We start from the raw sequence: 22,326 nt of genomic DNA, 5'->3' as shown, positions 1-22,326 counted from the left end.
TGGTCTATGTCATTTTTTAGTTTCCCTTATTATTTTGCCTATCAGCAAACTATTAGTTAAGTTTTAAAATGTGGGCTCCATCAAAGAAAAATAGATATTTTTCCGCGACACTCTGCTTCCAAATTTGTTCAATCGCCCTTGAATAAAGATTAAGCTGCAGTTTATACCTCTCTTCAAGAATTGGTTTTGCTTGCGCAAAGCCTCCTTTAAAACGATCGGTAATCCCATCTGACTTGTAATCGATTAGCGTAAGTCCATTTTCATCCTCCAGAATACAATCAATGATTCCCTGAACAAAAATAGATTCATCTGCCCCAGCCCAATCAGGATACACCTCTTTTGCTGATAAAGAAAGCGTGAACGGTACCTCCCTATGAACCGCTGCAGCTTGAAAATATCTTTTCCCGAGTTCAGTCTCAAAAAATTGAATAATTAACGAAGAATCAATAATCTCAGCTTGCTCTGGCGTTAATAACTCCTGGTTTACCATCCAAGCTATAAGTTCCTCAACCGATTGCTTATCAACAGGCTTTGTAAGGTCGACATGCTGCATAACTAAATGGATAGCTGTTCCCCTTTCAGCTGGGGTTAAGGATTTTTCCTGCATAAACTTTGGCCGATTTAAAATCGCTTTTTTATTCTGACGGATAAGGTCTGTTCCGCTCTGTTCATCAGTCCTTTCAGCTTGTCGCTTCAATTCCGATACCGATTGTTTGGAACGATGTGTTGCAGCCTGGGAAAATGGGTATTCCCATTCTAGCCTGTCTGTGATTTCATTTGAAAATGGAGTGGATATTGGCACTTCTTCCCCTTTTTGAACCATTTCAAGTAAATGATCCTCTTCCAACTCGACAGCAATGGACTGTTTTTGGACTTCTTCCGCCCGCAGCATTGTTATTTTCCATGTGGAAGGGTGACATGTAATTTCTTCGGGAACGATATTGTTCATTCCCGAAGAAAATCTTAGTTCTTTAGAGTCTTGATGGCGGATAAGCGCCGGCCCAATCCAGTCTATATAACTGTTTGCTGAAGCTCGCTCATAATCATGGAGCAGCCAATCACGATGCCCGCAAACATCCTGCCATTGCTCAAGCTTCTTGGCAGCGGCTTTTAATGTTGCTGTTAAATAAAGTTTCTCCTTCGCCCGTGTCATCGCGACATATAATACACGCATTTCTTCTGCCAGCATTTCCAGTTTCTTTTTTCGTTTAAATGCAATCTGCGGCAATGAAGGATAAGTGATACGTTTTTCTGGGTTGACGAATTTTGAAGCAAAACCAAATTCTTTATCGAGCATATATGGCTTACGAATATCCATCATGTTAAAATTCCTCGCCATTCCAGCCATAAAAACAACAGGAAATTCAAGGCCTTTACTGCTATGAATGGTCATAATTCGGACGACATCCTCCTGCTCACCAAGCGCCCTGGCAGCTCCAAGATCATCTCCTCTTTCCATCATACGCTCAACAAAACGCAAAAAGCGAAACAAGCCCCGAAAAGAAGTCTGCTCGTATGATCTCGCGCGATCATATAATGCTCTTAAGTTAGCCTGCCTCTGTTTTCCTCCTGGCAGACCGCCCACAAAATCATAAAATCGAGTGTCACGGTACAGCTGCCAAATCAGTTCAGCCAATGCTCCCTGCCGCGCTCTGACGCGCCAATTTTTTAGTAAATCATAAAATTGACGGACTTTATCATAAAACACTTCTTCTGATTCTGCCGTTTTGCTTAAACAAAACGATGAAACTGCCTCCCAGAACGAGCCTCTTTTATGGAGGATGCGAATTTTCGCCAAATCTTCCTCGTTTAAGCCAACAATCGGCGACCGCAATACGGCTGCCAATGGGATATCTTGATATGGATTATCAATGATTCGAAGTAATGAAAGCATGATGGATACTTCCGTTGCTTCAAAATAGCCTGTTGACAGGTTAGCATAAATAGGAATTCCTTGCTGCTTAAATTCTTCCATAATTTGAGGCGCCCATGTCATGGATCGAAGCAGGATGACAATGTCTCTGTACATTAAAGGCCTGTTGGATTCTGTTTTCGTATTATAAACCGGTGCTCTCTCCGCCACTAAATCTTTAATTTTGGAAGCAATGATTCTTGCCTCAAGCTGTGACTGCTCCATGTCTGTCGCATCAAATTCCGCTGGTTCGCTTTCTGTTTCCATTTCTGCTTCAGCACGTTCTTCCGATTCATCGCGGCTTTGATCAATCATCAAAAGCTCGACAGGATACTCTTCATTCAAAGGATATGGTGCTCCGTTACGAAGTTCTGCAGCTTCATCGTATTCGATTTCTCCTACCTTTATTCCCATCAGCTGTTTAAACAGATAGTTAGTCGCATCCAGAACTTCTTTGCGGCTGCGGAAATTTCGTGCTAGATCGATTCTTAGTCCTGACGATGCTCCGTCCAGTCTAAAGCGATTATATTTCCCTAAAAACAGATTTGGCTCGGCAAGTCGAAAGCGATAAATGGACTGCTTGACATCGCCCACCATGAACAAATTCCCAGTCGCCTCGTTATCCTTAGTAATTAGCATTAGAACCGTTTCCTGTACCATGTTGGTATCCTGATATTCATCAACGAAAACCTCTTTGAAATGCTCCCTGTAAGCAATCGCAGCTTCAGATGGTCTAAATCCGTTCTCATCTGAAAATTCAGCTGTCAATATTTCCAGACAGTAATGCTCTAAATCTGCATAGTCAACAAGCCCTTTTTCTCGCTTGATGGATTCAAATCGTTTTGTAAATTCTTCAACTAGATCAACAAGAGATTTGATCAGCGGCTGCATTTCTTCCATATCGTGTAAAAAACTTTCCGGTCTGCGGGCAAACAATTCTTCTTTTATATCCTGAATTTTCTTCTTGGCTTTATCACGAAGCTTTTGGGCCTTCGCTGTCAATTCTTCATCATACTGTCCTTTTTTGACCGGCTTTGCTCTAGAAAACGCCCAAGTCTGCATGCCTTCATATAGTGCTTTCCATGAGTCTTGCCTTGCTGAAATAAGGGCATCAATTACCTGCAGGTCGTCTAAAAAATTCTCTGCCCTTGGTGCAGGCCCTTCAGGAAGTTTCGTTATTTCTAATCCCCGTTCAATCATTTCACGAGCGGCTGTTAATTGCAATTCAATATCGAAAAGGAGGGTTTGTATAAATGGAAGCTCTTCTATGTTGGCTATCGCTGACACATTATACATCGATACAATAGATTGCAAGTACTGTGCCGGCAATGGATTGGATCTGGAAAAATCATAAACGGACTGGATAATCTCCATTAGTGCAGCATCACTGCGGTCGTTCGTAAATGAATCTACTAATTTAAAAAAGGCTTCATTATCCTTTTTCCCGTATTCGTCTTCAAACAGCTCATCCATTACCTCATCTCGAATCAACTGCGCCTCTGTATCATCCGCAATCCGAAAATCCGGGTCCACATCAATCAGGTAATAATATTTCCGAATGACATCCATGCAAAAGGAGTGCAGCGTTGAAATCGACGCTTTATTTAATAAGCTAAGTTGTTTTCGCAAATGTCTTGAGCTCGGATTGGCATTAATAGCCTTTTCCAGCGCCTCGCCAATCCGATGCCTCATTTCTGCTGCTGAGGCACTTGTAAATGTCACCACAAGTAATTCATCAACATTGATCGGCGCTTCTTCGGATATGATTTTCTGGATGATTCTTTCAACTAGAACCGCGGTTTTACCAGATCCTGCGGCGGCAGCAACAAGAATATCTTTATCTTTTGCAGCAATAGCCTTCCATTGGTCATCTGTCCAGGTGACCCCTTCCGGCTTGGGAGGAATGACATATTTACTCATGGTTGTCCGCCTCCTTACGTATGAATTGTAATACTTCTTCTTTGGAATAGGTTGATAGGTTTCGAAAATGGTTATTTTCAATAGATTCATCAAATTGGCATACCGATTTAAAGGCACAAAATGTACATGGTGTTTTGTCCTTCAGCTTATAAGGGGCAATATCGACACTGCCATCCATAATGGCATCTCCTGTTTTTTGATAAAGATCCCTAATATAATTTCTTAGACCATTAAACTCATGCAAACTGGCAACTTTTGATTTTTTAGTCAGTTGGCCGTCCTTTTTAATACCAGCTGCTATTATTTGTGAATCACCCGATTCAAGCGATTGGTCCATCATCTGAATAACACTTGGGTTACTAAGCATTAGACCATTCATTTTAAACTTTTTCAAAATCTCTGTTTCAATTTCATCTATTGACAGCATTTTTGATGTATTGATAAATGGGTTATGAACATGGAAATATAGTACTCCTGCAGGTGTTGCCTTCACCTCGGCCAATTCATTTGAATGTGTCATGACAATATCAAGATAGGTTAACATTTGTAGGGCAAGACCATAATATACCTCAGTCAAATTCATATCTTTTTCACTAGACTTATAATCAATTACCCGTAAAAATACACCATCATCTTCATTCTTTGCTTGGTCCACCCTGTCAATTCTGCCGACTAAATTCATTCTATTTCCATTTTTCAATGTAAAAGACAATGGCGGAAGTTTTCCATTTGGTCCGAAATCTATTTCTAGGCCGATAGGCGAAAAGCCACTTACTTTTGCATGCTCACTCATGACAATGGAGGCACGCGTAATAATTTGTTCCAATTTCCTTTTTATATAATGATGACGTTCTGAGCTAAGCAGAATTTCGTTTTGCAGCTTCGGCGCCAAATTTTTTACAGCTTCTTTTGAAAGTTCTTCACACTTTTGACGCGAAAGGCTAGCCCAGGAGATTTTTTGTTCCTGTACAATATCAGCAATTTGCTTTAATGCTGCATGAAACAGCTCTCCGATATCAGGAGCCTCAAGACGAAAAATCTCCCTCTCACTTAATTTCAGACCATGCTGGGCGAAATGTGAAAAGGCACATGAGTTATATAGTTCCATTCGTGACACACTAGCTTGTATGCTTTCGCCATATAGCTCATCCGCTGTTTCATTTGAGAGTTTTACTGTCTGATTCGTATAAAAAAGGCTAGTGAACACTTTTTTCGCCTGTTCTTTATCACTGCTTCTCATATAGTAGTTATAAACATCCCACCATAATGCAGGAATCTGGTAGTTCCGCTTTTTCATCTGAAGCTGGCTATTCAGATAGGAAAGTGCAGTACTTTTATTAGAAACAAAATTCAGCTGCTCATCATCTGAAATCTGTGAAGGATCTGTAACATATAGACATTCATTTATATTGGGAAATAGATCTCTTAACCTTTTAATATATGGGGATGGTATGAGCGCTTTCCCTTCCTCGTTTGCAAGCGGATAGCTTACATACAGAATTTCCTCTGCAGCTGTAAATGCCTTATATGCTAAAAAGTTTTCATCCAATAGCCTGATCCGGCTGCTCGGAGCCACGGTTATTCCTGCTGTTAACAGCATTTCCCTGTCTTCATCCACAAGGATACCGTCATCTGAAATTTTGGCAGGAAGAACGCCTTCGTTGACCCCCACTGTAAATACTACCTTCATCTGATTTAGTCTTGACTTTTCCAAATCACCTATCAATACCTGATCAAGCGCTGGAGGGATAAGAGAGAAGTGGAGAGACTCAAAACCCGCTTCCAATATATTTGCAAATGATTTTAACGTAACAGAATCATTTCCCAGTATTTCGACATACTGATCCAGCAGATCTATGACAGCGTTCCACACTTGCTCATGTTCACGCGCCTTCAGGAGATTTCCTTCCGCTTCCGCAGCATTTTTCCAGTTTTCCAGCTTATCAGGAATATCTAATTCCTCTAGGAACAAATAAAGTGCTTCACAAAGTTTTCTGCCTGTATCTGCCTTTTTTAATCGTCTTGACAGACGGAGAAGTGGTGCTGTGATCATCAGCTTTAACTCATTTAGCTCTTGTTCCACCGCTTTTTCCGCATCGGTCTGAGTGACCGCTTCTAATTCCAGTCCTTTTATTCTGCGGTAAATCCATCGATCCTTTTTCGTCCATTTACTGCCGGTAATTCCATATGCCAAACAATAATTTTCAAGTCTGTCCATCTTTTCACGTATTTTTGCTGGGTTTTCCCGCAGCGGATAAATTAATTCTGTTTTAATTACCCGAAATACGGATTCATGGCGCCAAAAGGAATTGATCACTTCCAGGCTTGAACGGATTAATTCTATAAGCGGATGGTTTAACATCGAGCTTTTCTGGTCGATAAAAAATGGAATTTGATAATCAGTGAAAACAGGCTCCACAATTTCATGATAATCTGCACCATTTCTGATTAATAAGGCTATATCACGGTACCTGTATCCTTTCGTTCTCACTAATTCACGAATTTCCCTGGCAATTCCTTCGACTTCGGCACGCCGATTTACGGCCTGGCAAAGATGGATCATTGTCCAATCCTGGTATGGGACAGCAGGCCGTGCATCAAATTGCTCTTCTAAATAACGCAATGATGAATGCTTCCATCTTTTTGGCTCCTTTAGAGTTACTAGCTGCTCTATTTCTATGCCTTCCATACTTGCCAAATGATATATGGTCTGACACGCCTCACTCGCTCCCCGAAATAAATCAAGCTCATCAGGAGCTGAATCCAACTGAAGCTTGTCCGTCGTCATGGCAATGGAGACCCGGCTGCTATGCTTCAATAATTCAGAAATGATGGTATATTCTTGTGGAGAAAAATGATAAAAACCATCAATATAGATTTCAGCTTCTCTTAAGTATGGAGATGCTGAAATTTTTTCGGACAATAATCGGAAATAGTCTTCTGAATCAATATATTTGCCGAAGATCTCCTCTTCAAATTTCCCGTAAATAAAATTCAGGTCACTTAACTTATCCTGCAGTGCCTTTCCGGCAGTTGTATCATTTATCCCTAGTTCCTGTGTTCCACGTATCAGCTCCTCAGGGCTAATACAGTACCGTTTAAATTCTGTAATGATTTGCTCTACTTGTTGAACAAAGCCTGTCTTATCCGCAGCCCGTTGAAAAAGCTTCAATTGATCCTTCTGTTCATCTATGATTTTGCGAATCAGCATACCGAGGCCCACACTGGTTAAATGCATCCTGCTGATTCCGCCGGTTTCTTGAAGTATACGCCACGCCAACCGTGAAAAGCTGTACACTTGCGTACGGATCGTGCCTCCCAGTTTAGTTTCAGTCGCCAAATGATACTCCGATAAGAACGTCATCTGCTCTGGCACAATATAAATGATAGGAGATCCTTTAGGGCTTTCCATCAATAGGTTTTCAATTTCATTCAGAAACATCGCCGTTTTGCCGCTGCCGGACCGCCCAATAACCATTCGTAATGACATGTTCTCTCCCCCAGTTTCCCTTTCTAATGACAGTTTGTATGTCTCATTTTATCATATAATAAGCACAAATGTTTGGATTCCAGCAAACAGATTTATGCCAAAGACAGCAAATGTTGCTAAAGAAATCTCGGCCAAAAGAAAAACACGATTGTGCATCGTGCTTTAAAAATGAGTATTCATTTCGTTTAACGGCCAATAACGCAAGTCCACTTTTCCGACAACCTGCTGAATGGAAATAAAGCCAAAATATCGACTGTCCCAGCTCCCCAGACGATTATCCCCCAAAACAAATAGTTTTCCTTCCGGTACTGTATCTTCACCAGTAATTTCTTTTAACGTAAAATCTCCTGTAAGCTTAACGCCGGGAGATTTCTGTTTATAGGTATTTAAAAATGGCTCCGCATATTTATGTCCGTTTATATACAGCTGATCATTACGGTACTCAATTTTATCACCAGGAAGCCCAATAATTCGCTTTACAAAATCTTCTTTTGCATTTGCGTGAAAAACAATAACATCAAAACGGTGATAGTCACCCATTTGATAACCCAGTTTATTCACAACCAGCTTGTTACCATCTTGAAGAGTCGGCATCATGGACTGCCCTTCAACGATATAGTTGGAAAAGAAAAACGCTCGAATAAAAGCAAAAATGATAATGCCAATTGCAAATGCTTTCACCCATTCCTTTCCTTCTTTCTTCCATTCAACCTTCATTCATGCTCCTCCATTTCTCCTGCTCTTGGTTTCTATTTATTTCTCCATTATGGTCATTTACAAAGCACTTATTCAATTTCATTGAAATTTTCTGATAACTGTAATGGTAAATAAAGCAGGAGAAAGAAAGGGACATTCATTAAACAGGCTCTCCATAGCTTTTCCCACCTAACTAATTTTAGATGGAAAGCATTCGATTATTTTGTAATAAATTGCCGGAGAGCTTCTTTATTTTTTTCGACATCTAGATCCAATACTTCTCCCTCCCCTTTTATTCGGGGTTCAGTGAAGCTGTTTACAACTGGAATTCTGAACGTTTCCATTTTACCTTTTTTATTCAATAAGTTTTTTGCCATAAACAAAGCATCTGAAGGATGAATATTTGTATTTACATAAGGGCTTAGTACACCAATTAATTTCGGAAGCTTTGCAATCGTTTGGATGCCGCTTAACTGTTCTTTAATGGCATTGACGGCCTTTTGCTGCCGCTCAACTCTTCCGAAATCACCTATGGCATCATGACGAAAGCGAACATAACCAAGGAGCTGCGTCCCATTTAATCTTTGTAATCCCGGCTCCAACGTCATATAAATATTTTTAGACATTTTCTTTTCCACATTAATCTCCACACCGTTCGGAAATGCTTCATCAATCACTTGGACAAAGCCTTGAAAATCGATAATAGCAAAATATTGCAGATCAATTCCAAAATTGTGTTTAATAGTTCTTCTTAATAAATCAGGACCTCCATAGGCAAAAGCAGCATTAATTTTATGCTTGCCATATCCGGGGATGTCCACGTAGCTGTCACGCATGATCGAAGTAAGCTTAAATGTCCCCTTATCCTCATTGTAATGAACAATCATAATGGTATCTGAACGGGAACTTTCATCTTTATTCCGGGCATCACTGCCAAGAAGCAGGATATTTGTATCACCATACTGATCCTTTTTCCCTGAAAATTTATATTCAATTTTCGCTGTCGGCTGTTCGGATGGTTGCTCTTTTGCTATTTTATTTAATGATTGGTTAACACCCTGTTTATATTGAAAAAAAGTATACCCCACCGTGCAAGCAATTAAAAATAGGAAAAGGAGCAGGATATTCTTCCATTTAATCCGCCGCTTTTTCCGATGCTTATCCGCTCTCATGTTATCACCTATTTGCTTTGTATTTTCACTATTCTATATGACTTCATTATAAACAGCAAAGTTTCTTCTATTATTCATTTTCCCCTTTAAGATATTCTTTAATAAAAACTTTCTCATGAATTCCCCAAATTTTGCAAGCAATAACATCCTTGTCATCAAATTTTGTCATTTTTGGTAAAATTTTAGCGCAGCATGCGATTGTTAAAATACAAGTAGTATTGCATTTTTAATTTCTATTTTGTAAAATTAAAAGCAGAACATTTGTTCTTTCTCGATGAAAGGTGCTGATGAATAATGACCAGAATCCCCGATGACGACAGAGACATCATGGAAAGAGCCATTTATCTGCCAATGGTCTTAATCATATTGAATCGTGATCGATTAGTTGTGGAAAACAGTCCGTTTAAATTAAAGAAACCGTATTTGGAATTAATTGAAGAAACGATTAAGGAAATTCAGAGGGAATTGGCCGAGGTGAAACAATACATGAAGAAGAATAAGCTTCAAGTATTAGAAACGGAACGGGACGATGCCTTTACAATGTACTTATTTATTTATAAAGGTTATGAAGAAAACCATAATTACTTTATTCCAAGAATTCGCAACAAAGTTCAAGAATTAATGGAAGCCTATTTATTAAAAAAGCATTCGTCCCGTTAAACATGCAAAACAGCAAGCTTAGCTTCTGTCCTTCATAATATCACGATGGTATTCCTGGGAACTTTCAGATGCTTGTGATGGTTTTAATCCATAAGATAAATACAATAACTTCCTTTTATCATTTTCCATTCTTTGTAATAGCTTTGTTTTTAATAACGAAGTTCTTAGCATTTGACCTTCAATAGTTCCGAATGACACTGGGAAGAGATAAGATTTTTTATTTTGGAAAGTGATCAATGTTTGGTGTGGTCCTACGCGGCGATAATCTTCAACATGTGCATGAGAAATCCAAAAACACTCATGGCTTTTCGGTGATGTAGTCGGAAAAAAGAAAATATGATTGGCAGGTTCAATGGCAATAGGAATTTTCCGATTATAACCAATTAAATTCCTTGTTCCTTTTTTTCTGCTTTCATAATCCACGCCAAAATAGTTGCAGCTTCTTTTAACAATATCGAGCGGTTTAAGAGGAGATAAATATTCTACATCAACCTCTACAACCTGAGAAAAGATTTTACTCCCATATTCAACTGGTTTAATAAACATCGTACATGAATTTATTTGATATTCTTCAATCTGATGTTTCAAGGCAGTCATCTCCTATCCAAATAGTTATACCCCCTATCTTACCACTTGCCCCCAAAAAATCCTTTATTTCATCGAATTGTTACGAATTTATTCACAAAATTGCTGTCAAAAAAATATTTTATCAGAACATTTCAAATATTATTGATAATCTTTCAAAAACTCCATATAATTAAAAAAAGCATCAGAGGTGATTTTCATGAATGACAAATCCTACACAGAATTAATGAAAATTGGCGCCATGAAACGGAACAAAATGAAGGAAAATTTCATCCAGGACCTCTACATTGAAATGCTTTTAACAGAAATTCAGCTTACGATTGAGAAAGAAAAATTATTGCAGAAAATTGATTTTGCCATTGACCACCGTGACAAGCTATCGTTTCTCAAGCTTTCCGGAGAGCTTAAAGATCTTAATAGACGTTTTGGAAATTAGAAAAGCCGTCGTATGACGGCCTTTTTGTTTCTATTTATTTCGATACTTCACTTCATATTCCTCAAGCATGGCAATTCGGTCGAGCATGGAAGGGTGAGTGTAACGGAAAAGCTTCACGAGCAGCGGTGGATTTATCTCACTTAATCCCGATCTTGTTAATTCCTGAAAGGAAGAAATTGCAGCTTCAGGATCCTTTGTCATCTCAATAGCATACCGATCAGCTCTTGTTTCTTCGTAACGGGATGCAAGGTTTGTCAAGGGGCTTGCAGCAAACATCAACATCGATAACAGAATAAAAAATAACGGCAATGATCGAATGTCACGGACATCAGGTATTTTAAGTTCTTTTCCCCACCGTGAAACAGCCCAATTCATCAATCGATAAGTGAGATAAAGGATGATAAGTGATAACAATAAATAGCCAGCCAAACCGAAATAAATATGTTTTTCAACATAATGGCCCATTTCATGTGCCATGATAAAAAGAATTTGCTTATCATTCAGCCGATTCAATGTTGTATCCCAAAGGACTATTCTTGCATTGGAGCCAATCCCCGTTACATAGGCATTCATCGCATTTGTTTTTTCCGCCATATTTACTTCAAATACGTGTTTCGCAGGAATATGGGCTTTGTTAGCAAGAGAGAGGATTTCTGATTCAAGGTGTTTATTATTTAATGGATAAAAATCATTGTACAAAGGATCGATTACTACCGGTTGGATAAACATCAAAAAAATAGTACATGGAACTGATAGCAGCCATCCGTATAACCACCAACGCTTTTGGCTCTTTTTCATAAGCCAGTATAAAACCGGAACAATAATCAGCCACGTTCCAAAATTCAGCCAAAAATCTATCAGCTCATCTTTCATCCAGGATGGAAAGGATTGAGTTGAAATGTGGTACATTTTGGATATAGAGTAACTGAGATAGTTTAAAGGAAATGTAGCGATGGAGGCAAACAACAGCAGCCAAAATAAATAAATCGCCCTTTGGAACAGCTTATATTTTGCGGAGTTTTCAGCCCATCGCTTAAATGCTTTAGACAAACCAAACAATAAAATAAGAAAATAAATCAACCACTCTAGTGGTGTGGATAAGAAAAACAATAGGTTTTTGATTTTGGAATATTCTCCGCTCAACACAAGTTCCCGTCCATTTAAAAAAGTGGAAGGATCCGCTTTTGTCCCTTGATATTCAAATGGAAGTTTAGGATTGGCAAAATGAAATAAATACCAATAAAAAAACAATCCATATATACAATAGGCCAAAACCGCATAGACCCCCATTTTTCTTACCATTATTTGTCCCCCTTTTTGTACAACCTCTCTATACTAAGTTTAGTTTGAAAGGGGCATTTTAGAACTTTACATTAAAGAAAACTCGCCGATCAGCGAGTTTTTGACAAATTAGTTTATTTACTTTTCAACAGCTTGGGCCAATTGTGCTTTCAACGCACGCCGCAAGATTTTACCAGTTGTATTTTTGGGGAGCTCTTCTAAAAATTCAATACATGCTGGAACTTTATATTTCGCAAGATGCTCTTTGCAATAACAAAGAAGATCGGCCTCAGTCAATTCCGAGTTTTTACTGACAACATAGGCCCTTACCGCCTCCCCTTGGTTAGGGTCCGGGACTCCAAGAACAGCCGCTTCCACTACATCCTTATGATTATAAAGGACCTCTTCTACTTCCCTTGGGTACACATTAAAACCGCCCACAATGATTAAATCTTTTTTCCGATCAACAATGTAGAAATATCCTTCTTCATCCATTCTCGCAATGTCCCCTGTATATAGCCAGCCATCCTTAATAGCTGCCGCGGTTTCTTCCGGCATTTTATAATAGCCTTTCATAACATTTGGACCTCGTACAATCAATTCACCTGCCTGGCCTACAGGAAGCTCTTCACCAAGTTCATTGACAACTTTGTTTTCTATATTCATAATCGATGTTCCAATTGAACCTGGCTTTCTCGGGCGGTCAAGCGGGTTAAAGCATGTTACCGGAGATGCTTCAGATAACCCATAACCTTCTGAAATCATGACATGAAATTTTTCTTCGAAATTTTTTAGAAGTGCTACAGGAAGTGACGCTCCTCCGGAAATACAGAGACGGAACGATTTCAAATCCTCAGGATTTCCTTCTGGATATAGATAAAGGAAGTTGTACATGGTTGGAACTCCTGCAAAAAGAGTAGCTTTATATTCTTTTGCCAGTCTAAAAATTTCCTTTGGGCTAAATTTCGGAACGATTAAAAGAGTTGCCCCGCTTAAAAGTGGCGCATTCAGCGCAACGGTTAAACAGAAAACATGGAACATCGGCAGTGTGGTAATAACTCGGTCATCTCTGGACATTTTTAAATATTTTCCAGTATCATCTGCATTGCTGTATAAGTTCTTGTGTGACAGCATTGCCCCCTTCGGTTTTCCAGTTGTTCCAGAAGTGTACAAGATAAGGGCAGTATCATCACTTTTAAGGTCAGGTCCTTGAAAGCTAACATCTCCTGACGCAATCACTTCTGAAAACGATTTCATTTTATTGTAAACTGAAAGGCTCTCGATACCTTGCTTAGCAAACTCATTTTCTTCCGTTTCACAGATAATATAATGCGTGACTTTAGGCAAAGATGTGTGGACTTTTTCTGCTAGTGAAATCATCAGATCAAGACCCACAACAACTTTTACATCGCCATTATTGAGGATGTAACCAATTTCATCAACTGTATAGATTGGATTAACAGGAATGACGATCGCTCCTAATCTCAATGCCCCGTACAAGCTGATTATAAAATGAGGCGAGTTCCCAAGAAGCAGTGCAATATGATCCCCTTGTTTGACACCCAATTTTCCAAGGCCTGAAGCAAACTTAGAAATAGCGGCATCTAATTCTGAATAAGTACATGGCTTGTCCATAAAATAGTATGCGATTTTTTCAGCTGAAATCTTGGCTGTTTCATGAAGCTGTGATGATAAATTCATTTTCTTCTCCCCTTCACTGAATGAATGTTCATTCACATCTTTGTAACAATTTCCTAAATATATTATATTGAATGAAATTTATCTATTCAAGCATAATACTCGATATTTTCTGAAAAGAATGATTTTTACTAAAAAATCGCAAAAGCACCTTCCAACAAGGTGCTTTCATCAAAAATTTAATATATTAGGTTAATAAAATCTTCCTTCGATACATTCCCGAAATAATAGGCAGTATCAATCTCTTCAAGAGATTTTTCAATTTCTACTCTTTCGTATCGAATGCCTTTTAATTTATCTTCAATCTCGCCGACATCACCTACACCAAAAAAATCACCATAAATTTTACAGTTTTCAATGTGACCTTTGTTCACTTCAATGCGGACATCAATAGATCCTGCAGGGAACCGATGGGAATGCTGCAAATTGAATTTCGGCGACCTTCCGTAATTCCATTCCCAATTCTGATATCGTTCTTTTGAAAGCTGATGAATTTTTTCCCAATCTGCTTCAGTCAACACATATTCCGGAAAGTTTTCCTGACCTTCAAAAATGGACTTTATCAACAGGGAGCGGAATTTCTCCATACTAAGCGGTTCAGCCAAAAATTCGGAAATATTGGCCACCCTGCTACGGACAGATTTGATTCCTTTTGATTCAATTTTATCCTTTTTAACTTTTAACGCCGAGACCACATTGTCCACTTCTGAATTCAGCATTAGGGTTCCATGGCTGAACATTCTTCCCTTCGTAGAAAATTGGGCATTGCCTGATATTTTTCTTCCATCTACTTCAATATCATTTCTCCCACTCAGATCAGCCTTTACACCTAATTTTTTTAAAGCAGAAATTACTGGTTCAGTAAATTTTCGAAAATTATGAAAGCTCTCTCCGTCATCTTTCGTAATAAAGCTAAAATTTAAATTGCCAAGATCATGATACACAGCTCCGCCGCCAGATAATCTTCGCACAACATGAATGCCATTGTTTTCAACATATTCCGAATTAATTTCTTCAATGGTATTTTGATTTTTTCCAATGATAATAGAGGGTTCATTTATGTAAAACAATAAGTACGTTTCGTTAATATCAAGGTTTTTCAGAGCATATTCTTCGATGGCCAAATTAATTCTTGGATCTGTGACGCCTTTATTATCAATAAATAACATGATCTGTTCTCCTTCTTAAAGTGAAATTGATAAAAATTCATCTGCCAACTTTATTATACCAGCGAACTCCCGGGAGGCTTGATTTTTTAAGTCCTCCAGATCCCCATAATGGGGCAAATGAGTCAAAATCAACTGTTTTACAGCTGCACTTTGTGCCAGTCGTCCGGCATTATAGCTGTTCATATGGCCTGCAGGGGTTCCGTCCTGATGACCATAAAAGTTGCATTCGCAAAGCAATAAGTCTGCCCCACGACTGAATTCTATGAACTCCTCTTTAAAAGCGCTATCTGCCGTATAAACCAGAACTTTTCCTGCTGCTTCGATTTTCATAGCATAGCAAGGTACAGGGTGATTGGTTTTCAAAAATGTAATTTGATATGGTCCTACAGAAAGGCTCTTCCCTGGGTCATATGAGACTCCTTTTGTAATCTCCTTATAGGTTAATTTTACAAATTCCCCATGATTAAACTCGTGGCCGTAGATAGGTAAATTTGATACAGTTTTGCCTAATAATCCTTGAATAAGTCTGGCGTGTTGCAAAACACCAATATCTGCAATATGGTCTGGGTGATAATGTGAAAGTATGACTGCATCAAGCTCCTCCAGCTGGAGAACATTTTGCAGCTTGGCCAAAACACCGCTGCCGCAATCCAATAATAAATGAAACCCTTCGTGTTCAAGCAAGTATCCTGCACTCGCGCTATTCTTTTTCGGGTAACCGCCCCAATAGCCAATAACAGTTAATTTCATTTCATTCCCTCCAATTTATGAGCATCTATGTCTATAATATACGCAAATAGAGGCAACTTTTCCTTTATAACAAAACGAGCCTGACATATTTCAGGATTTTAATGTCTACTCTGCTATTTTGAGTTTAAGGTTGACAATAGTAGAATTTAAAATCATTACGATTGATAAAAGTTCCACCAAACTTCCTCTGAAAAGTGAAAATAGAAAGAAGCTGTCCTTATTGAACAACTTCTTTCTTTGAATCATATATATTTAAGTATTTTAGAACATTTGCTACTGCTGCAACACCTTGGTCAATACAATCTGGAATCCCTACACCCTCATATGAAGAACCTGCGATAAATACACCCGGCAGTTCTTTTTTTATATGCTCATGTATGGTAGAAAGACGCTGTTTATGGCCAACAATATACTGAGGCATGGCATTTTTCCAGCGGGACACAACGGCAAAGTCTGGCTCCATTGTAATATCCATGATCTTCTTTAAGTCATCCAAAACTATTTTAATGATCCGGTCATCTGATAGGTCGACAATCGCTTCTTCACCGGCCCTTCCGACATAACAGCGAAGAAGCACTTTTCCTTCAGGGGTTGAATGCGTCCATTTTTTATGTGTCCACGTACAAGCTGTTATCGAATAATCATTATTTCTTGAAACAACAAAGCCTGTACCATCGATATCCTGTTTTATCGCTTCCTTTGGAAATGCTAATGCTACAGTAGCCACAGAAGTAGAAGGTACAGATTTAAAAGGATCAAAGAAACGATAATCCGAGAACATAGACTGTGTCACGATATGTGGTGTGGAGGCAATAATGCTATCAGCCGTCAGTGTTTCCCCATTATTAAGATAAATCTCATAATGATGATTCAATCTGGTGATTTTTTCAACGCGGTGCCCTTTTAATATAGAATTCGGATGTAATTTCACTTCAATTGCTTCTGCAAATGACTGCAAACCTGTTTTAAATGTCAAAAATGCTCCTTTTGTTCTTTCCTTTTGTACAGGCTGTTTCGCTCGGGAAGGGGTGGCTTTTTTCATTCCAATGATCAAACTGCGAAATTTTTGCTCTATCTCATAAAATTGCGGATAAGTTGACATAACACTTAATTGATCAATATCCCCGGCATAAATACCTGATAATAATGGTTCAATTAAATTTTCCACTACTTCGTTGCCCAATCTGCGTCTGAAAAACTGTCCCAATGATTGATCTTTCCCGCTTTCAGACCTTGGAAGAATAAAATCGGCTGCAGCTCTTAATTTGCCGGGTATGGAAAATAAGTCTGTTTTTATAAATGGGCCGATTTCGGTCGGAATTCCCATGATTGACCCGCCCGGCATAGGATGGAGCTTTTCATTGACAAGAACAAATGATTTACCTGTAGAATTATGGACTAATTGGTTATCCATACCTACTTCTTTTGCCAGCTTAATGACACTTGTTTTCCGTTCTAAAAATGAGTCAGGCCCTCTTTCAATGATAAATCCGTCCCTGACCACCGTTTGCATTTTACCTCCGAGACGGTGAGAAGCCTCAATTAAAAGGATTTCGATTGGGAGATTTTGTTCCATAACTGTTTTTTGCAGATAAAAAGCCGCAGACAGTCCGGTTATTCCTCCCCCAATAATTACAACCTTCTGTTTTACTTCCGTCACGGACGTCCCCCCTTTAATTTCCTATTCAAGTATCATTCTTCTGCCTTCTTTAACACTACACCGGCAAGTATTTGAATAAATTCATCTTTTGAATTAGGCATTTCCGGGCGGTAATAGCTGACACCCAATTCATCTGTTACTGCTTTACATTCGATGTCATTGTCATAAAGAACTTCCAAATGCTCACATACAAAGCCTACTGGCGCATAGATGAAAGCCTTATAATGATGATCATCAAATAACTGCCTGGTCAAATCCTGGACATCCGGGCCAAGCCACGGATCTGGCGTATTCCCAGCACTTTGCCAGCCAATAACATAATTCTTAACTAGAGTTTGTTCAGCAATTAGATCTGCAGTTTCCTGGAGCTGTATAGGATATGGATCGCCAAATGTCAAAATCTTTTCAGGTAAGCTGTGTGCCGATACGATGAGGACTGCCTCTTTCTTTTCCTCATCTGGCAATTTTTCAACAATTTGATTAATTTGATCTGACCAGTATTTAATAAAGCGAGGCTCCTGATACCAGCTTTCAATAGGCTTGATTTTTGGTCCTCCCCATTTTTTCGCTTCCTCTACCGCACGGTCATTATATGATTTGACACTAAAAGTTGAAAAATGAGGTGCTAGCACAATACTTACAGCCTCTTCTATTCCATCCTCATACATTTGTTTTACAGCGTCCTCAATAAATGGATTAATATGCTTTAATCCAAGATACATTTTAAATTCAAACTGGTCCTGCATATTATTTAACTGTGCTTCCAATTTTACAGCTTGTTCAAGTGTTATTTTGGCCAGTGGAGATATCCCGCCAATTGCTTCATAACGGCTCTTGAGGTCATCAATCATTTCGGGAGTCGGCTTTCTCCCATGACGGATATGTGTATAATAACGCTCTAAATCCTCTAATGTATAAGGCGTGCCGTATGCCATTACCAACAAGCCCAGCTTCTTTTTTCCCATGTCATGCACCTCGTTGTATTTCTCTCTTTTTCTTTTCCATTATCGACACTGAATATCCTATTTACGACCTAATTGAGATGCAGAATATTCATGGATGAAGGATGTTAATTTTTTCAGTACTTCTGGATTCACAGATGGGAAGACGCCGTGTCCAAGATTAAAAATATAGCCATCCTTAGCCATCCCCTGGTCTAAAATTACTTTTGCTCTTTCCTCAATCACTTCCCACGGAGCCAGAAGGATAGCAGGATCAAGATTTCCTTGTACAGTTTTATTAATTCCCATTTCTCTTGCCTGTTGAATTGGCAGGCGCCAGTCCAATCCTACCACATCCAGGGGCAGCTCATTCCAATCCATTGCAAGATGGCTTGCCCCAACACCAAACATAATCAACGGAACATTTTCTTCTTTTAATGAAGAAAAAATCCGGTTCATAATTGGCTTAATAAAGTAGCGATAATCCTCTACATTCACCGCACCGACCCATGAATCAAAAATTTGAATAGCCTTTGCTCCGGCGTTTATTTGCGCTTTTACATATGTAATGATCATATCGCCCAGTTTATCCATTAAGGCAAACCATGCCTTCGGCTCTGAATACATAAATGCTTTTGTTTTGTTATAATTTCGGGAAGGGCCACCTTCAATCATATAACTAGCCAGGGTAAACGGTGCTCCTGAAAAACCTATTAATGGAACAGATAACTGTTCTTTTGTTAACAGTTTGATTGTTTCCAATACATATGGAACATCTTCTTCCGGTTGAATTTCTCCAAGTTTTTCAACATCCGCAAGTGACTTGATCGGATTGTCGATAACTGGACCAATTCCACCCTTTATTTCCACGTCTACACCAATGGCAGGAAGCGGAGTCATGATATCTTTATATAAAATAGCTGCATCGACGTTGTACTGTTCAACCGGTAAACGGGTAACATACGCACATAATTCCGGCTGGTGTGTGATTTCGAATAATGAATATTTTTCTTTAATTTCCCTGTATTCTGGCTGCGAACGGCCCGCCTGCCTCATATACCATACAGGTACGTATTCAGTTTTTTCACCTCTGGCGGCTTTTAAAAATGTGTCATTTATCGGCCTTGTCATTTATTAAGTCCACCTTTCAAAGACATCTCTGTTCCATTTTAATCTATTTCTCATTAATTTAAAAACTTGTAACTAGTTAAACTGTCTTCACTATACCGATTATTCCTATTTGTGTATAGTAAACGATAATAATTGTCAAAAAAAAGTCGTTTTTGTAAATTGACAAATAGCATAGATGAATAATTCAGGCATAGACTACTTGTTAATTAATGGATAGGAGGAGGTAAAAATGAACATTTATATGACAATAGGAACACTTGATTTTCTGAAAAAGATTCAGGCTAAGTATCCAAATGAAACAATGGTACCGATGCTTGGTACGAACGGTGCTTTATTATTACATGAAACAAAGGGCAAGACTGTTTTTAGTACACCAAGAAAATATGTCGTTTTAGAGTCAATAGGCGAGATTGGCTCCAATGGTCTTGTTATTATGAATAACATTCCGGTAACAGACGAAGGACGACCGATATTTGAACATCAATTCAAAAATCGAGTCCATTCAATTGAAAATGAGACTGGTTTTATTGCTCTAAGATTTCTTCGGCCACAAGCGTCTAGGACATATGTCATGATTGCCATATGGGAAAATAAAACAAGCTATGAAAACTGGAAGAGCTCCTCCTCCTGTTGGGAAAAGGATTTAAAAAGCATAGGAAAGAATGGGGCGAACTTGTTTGACAGCTCACCACATACAAACCAATACACTATTACAGAATAGTCATATTCGGGAATGGATCGACTGCTCCATTTTCATTATTTTTAGATGGCTTAATAAATAAATTGCCAATAAACAGGATGGAAATGTTAAAATAGTTTGAAAACGAGCCTTTTTTACTTTAGGGAGGGTCCTTATGTTGCAAAAGCTGTTTGCCAAACTAGAAAATTATTATGATGAAATGGTGGAAATCCGCCGGTATTTTCATCAGCGCCCAGAGTTATCCTTTCAGGAATATGAAACAGCTAAATATATTCAATCGTATTATGAGCAGTTGAATATCGAAGTGAAAGGAAATGTAGGAGGCAATGGGGTCGTCGCAAAGGTCTATGGGGCAAATCCCGGCAAAACTGTAGGATTGCGGGCTGATTTTGATGCATTACCCATACAAGATGAAAAAGATGTACCCTATAAATCACTTGTTCCAGGCGTGATGCATGCATGCGGACATGACGGTCACACTGCCACCCTTCTAGTACTAGCCAAGGCTTTAAATGAAATAAAAGACGAGCTTTCAGGTAATTATGTCTTTATTCATCAACATGCTGAAGAATACGCACCGGGCGGCGCATTGCCGATGATTGAAGCTGGCTGTTTGGAGGGTGTTGATGTAATATTTGGCACCCATTTATGGGCAAGTGAACCAACTGGAACGATTCAATATCGAGTAGGTCCGATTATGGCTGCTGCTGACCGGTTTGAAATCGAAATTCAAGGAAAAGGCGGACACGGTGCCCAGCCGCATAAAACGAAAGATGCTATTGTAACAGCTTCTCAGCTAGTGTTAAATCTCCAACAAATCGTCAGTCGCAAAGTAAATCCAGTGGAAGCTGCAGTTGTCACAGTCGGATCGTTTACAGCAGAAAATGCATTCAATGTGATTGCTGATAAAGCTAAACTAATTGGTACTGTCCGGACATTTGATGAAGGTGTACGTTCATTCATTGAGAATGAAATAGAACGAATTATCCATGGAACCTGCTATTTATCCGACAGTACATATGAATATAACTTTGTAAGAGGCTATCCTGCAGTAATCAACCACGCTAAAGAAACAGAGTTCCTGATTGAATGTGCCAAGGAAGTAGAAGAGGTTAAGAATATTGAGGAAACCGAGCCGCAAATGGGAGGAGAAGATTTTGCCTATTATTTGCAGGAAGTTCCGGGAACATTCTTTTACACAGGTGCAAAACCAGCAGTTGATGGCGATGGTTATCCGCACCATCACCCCAAATTTGATATCGATGAGAAAGCAATGCTGATTGCCGCTAAAACGCTTGGAACTGCGGCAGTAAACTGCCATTCTTAAAAATAGACAAAAGCCCCCTGAACCCTTTAAAGTTCAGGGGTTTTTGTCAGGATTCTTAGTCGATAAGCGTTCATGGCTGTTTCTCCTAATGTTTTCAGCAAATTATGATTGGCATAAGCTCCAACGAATGCACCAATTCCCGGAACAAGCTGAAACATTTTAGCCAAATCAAGATAATCACGATATTCCTGCTGAAATTTACGCCAATCCATCTCCATTAAATCCTGTTTTCTGTCCTCCCAATTTTCAATTTCTGATAAAGTCTGCTTGCGAATTTCATCGCTGGAAAATGCCAGCTGAAACACATGGAGAATAAATAACCGTTCTTCGTATTCTTTGGTATGAAAACCGTAAATTTCTGCTGTTTCAAACAAAAATTTCATTTTAATGGATAATAATAGTGGGAAATCAGCAAAGCCGAGTAATAACCCACCAGCACCAGTCCCTGCTCCTTCTACCATAGCTGTTTTCTGAAAAGAAGTAATTTTTTTCCTTACTGTAGCATCTTTTTCTTCCAGAGTTATCCCTCGTAAATCGTTATGGCTGGTAGTAATCTGAGAACCGAATAATGTCGCCTTCACCATTGCCTTAATACTATTCGTCATTAACTCATGGACTTTTTCAGGGATCCACTCATTGACTTTTCCTTGAGTTTTTTTTGAAAGCCTTTTTAGCATGCCGGAACGTCCCATCATCCTTCTCTTCCAGGTTTCAACTTCGTCATAAACTTTTAGTTCATATTCGTTCATCCCGGTCTCCCCCTTCATAAATATTTGTATGCTTGGTATTAAAGGAATC

Annotated in this window: 17 protein-coding genes; 4 read left to right on the top strand and 13 right to left on the bottom strand. The window is 39.0% G+C overall.

Annotated features, from left to right (window positions below; translation table 11 throughout):
- Window positions 1-52 precede the first annotated feature (52 nt).
- The 4 genes from addA to HPT25_RS13500 form a co-directional block, all read right to left on the bottom strand.
- Window positions 53-3,832 (bottom strand): helicase-exonuclease AddAB subunit AddA, encoded by a 3,780-nt coding sequence (gene addA / locus HPT25_RS13515; protein ID WP_173064965.1) that lies wholly within the window; start codon window positions 3,830-3,832, stop codon window positions 53-55.
- On the bottom strand, window positions 3,825-7,322 hold the full coding sequence (gene addB, locus HPT25_RS13510; RefSeq protein WP_173064962.1) for a helicase-exonuclease AddAB subunit AddB: 3,498 nt from the start codon (window positions 7,320-7,322) through the stop codon (window positions 3,825-3,827). Before addB ends, addA begins: the two co-directional genes overlap by 8 nt.
- A gap of 162 nt (window positions 7,323-7,484) precedes the next feature.
- Window positions 7,485-8,039, bottom strand: a complete 555-nt coding sequence (lepB, locus tag HPT25_RS13505) for a signal peptidase I (protein ID WP_173064959.1) — start codon at window positions 8,037-8,039, stop codon at window positions 7,485-7,487.
- A gap of 197 nt (window positions 8,040-8,236) precedes the next feature.
- The gene (locus HPT25_RS13500) at window positions 8,237-9,106 is read right to left on the bottom strand and encodes an LCP family protein (protein WP_312857289.1); all 870 of its coding nucleotides are present in this window, start codon (window positions 9,104-9,106) and stop codon (window positions 8,237-8,239) included.
- Window positions 9,107-9,484: 378 nt separating this feature from the next.
- On the opposite strand from HPT25_RS13500, the gene HPT25_RS13495 reads away from it, so the two are divergent.
- Window positions 9,485-9,850 (top strand): YhjD family protein, encoded by a 366-nt coding sequence (locus tag HPT25_RS13495; protein WP_173064953.1) that lies wholly within the window; start codon window positions 9,485-9,487, stop codon window positions 9,848-9,850.
- 18 nt (window positions 9,851-9,868) lie between these two features.
- Here the strand turns inward: HPT25_RS13495 and HPT25_RS13490 are convergent, their stop codons facing one another.
- Window positions 9,869-10,438, bottom strand: coding sequence for a competence protein ComK (locus tag HPT25_RS13490; RefSeq protein WP_376767927.1), 570 nt, complete (start codon window positions 10,436-10,438; stop codon window positions 9,869-9,871).
- Window positions 10,439-10,634: 196 nt separating this feature from the next.
- Between HPT25_RS13490 and HPT25_RS13485 the strand changes: the two genes are divergently transcribed.
- The gene (locus HPT25_RS13485; protein WP_173064947.1) at window positions 10,635-10,871 is read left to right on the top strand and encodes an IDEAL domain-containing protein; all 237 of its coding nucleotides are present in this window, start codon (window positions 10,635-10,637) and stop codon (window positions 10,869-10,871) included.
- Window positions 10,872-10,901: 30 nt separating this feature from the next.
- On the opposite strand, the gene HPT25_RS13480 is transcribed toward HPT25_RS13485, so the two are convergent.
- The 7 genes from HPT25_RS13480 to hemE form a co-directional block, all read right to left on the bottom strand.
- Window positions 10,902-12,173, bottom strand: a complete 1,272-nt coding sequence (locus HPT25_RS13480) for a M48 family metallopeptidase (protein WP_173064944.1) — start codon at window positions 12,171-12,173, stop codon at window positions 10,902-10,904.
- A gap of 117 nt (window positions 12,174-12,290) precedes the next feature.
- Window positions 12,291-13,853 carry a fatty acid--CoA ligase family protein gene (locus tag HPT25_RS13475; RefSeq protein ID WP_173064941.1) on the bottom strand — a complete coding sequence of 521 codons (1,563 nt, stop codon included), beginning with the start codon at window positions 13,851-13,853 and terminating at the stop codon, window positions 12,291-12,293.
- Between the two features lie 176 nt (window positions 13,854-14,029).
- Window positions 14,030-15,019: a lipoate--protein ligase gene (lplA, locus tag HPT25_RS13470; RefSeq protein ID WP_173064938.1), complete on the bottom strand. Its 990-nt coding sequence runs from the start codon at window positions 15,017-15,019 to the stop codon at window positions 14,030-14,032.
- 15 nt (window positions 15,020-15,034) lie between these two features.
- Entirely contained in the window at window positions 15,035-15,769 is a 735-nt protein-coding gene (locus HPT25_RS13465) for an MBL fold metallo-hydrolase (protein WP_173064935.1), read from the bottom strand.
- A 217-nt stretch (window positions 15,770-15,986) separates the two neighbouring features.
- On the bottom strand, window positions 15,987-17,429 hold the full coding sequence (gene hemY, locus HPT25_RS13460; protein WP_173064932.1) for a protoporphyrinogen oxidase: 1,443 nt from the start codon (window positions 17,427-17,429) through the stop codon (window positions 15,987-15,989).
- A 32-nt stretch (window positions 17,430-17,461) separates the two neighbouring features.
- Window positions 17,462-18,394: a ferrochelatase gene (gene hemH / locus HPT25_RS13455; RefSeq protein ID WP_173064929.1), complete on the bottom strand. Its 933-nt coding sequence runs from the start codon at window positions 18,392-18,394 to the stop codon at window positions 17,462-17,464.
- Window positions 18,395-18,451: 57 nt separating this feature from the next.
- Window positions 18,452-19,501 carry a uroporphyrinogen decarboxylase gene (gene hemE, locus HPT25_RS13450; protein WP_173064926.1) on the bottom strand — a complete coding sequence of 350 codons (1,050 nt, stop codon included), beginning with the start codon at window positions 19,499-19,501 and terminating at the stop codon, window positions 18,452-18,454.
- Window positions 19,502-19,730: 229 nt separating this feature from the next.
- Between hemE and HPT25_RS13445 the strand changes: the two genes are divergently transcribed.
- Both HPT25_RS13445 and HPT25_RS13440 read left to right on the top strand, forming a co-directional pair.
- Window positions 19,731-20,222: an antibiotic biosynthesis monooxygenase family protein gene (locus HPT25_RS13445; protein WP_173064923.1), complete on the top strand. Its 492-nt coding sequence runs from the start codon at window positions 19,731-19,733 to the stop codon at window positions 20,220-20,222.
- A gap of 133 nt (window positions 20,223-20,355) precedes the next feature.
- On the top strand, window positions 20,356-21,528 hold the full coding sequence (locus tag HPT25_RS13440; protein WP_173064920.1) for a M20 family metallopeptidase: 1,173 nt from the start codon (window positions 20,356-20,358) through the stop codon (window positions 21,526-21,528).
- 26 nt (window positions 21,529-21,554) lie between these two features.
- Here the strand turns inward: HPT25_RS13440 and HPT25_RS13435 are convergent, their stop codons facing one another.
- The gene (locus tag HPT25_RS13435; RefSeq protein WP_173064917.1) at window positions 21,555-22,277 is read right to left on the bottom strand and encodes an EcsC family protein; all 723 of its coding nucleotides are present in this window, start codon (window positions 22,275-22,277) and stop codon (window positions 21,555-21,557) included.
- Window positions 22,278-22,326: the final 49 nt, after the last annotated feature.

This window comes from Neobacillus endophyticus (genome assembly GCF_013248975.1).
Taxonomy (GTDB): Bacteria; Bacillota; Bacilli; order Bacillales; family Cytobacillaceae; genus Neobacillus; species Neobacillus endophyticus.
Note: the sequence above shows the minus strand (reverse complement) of the source record. Positions and strands in the feature narration are given on the sequence as shown.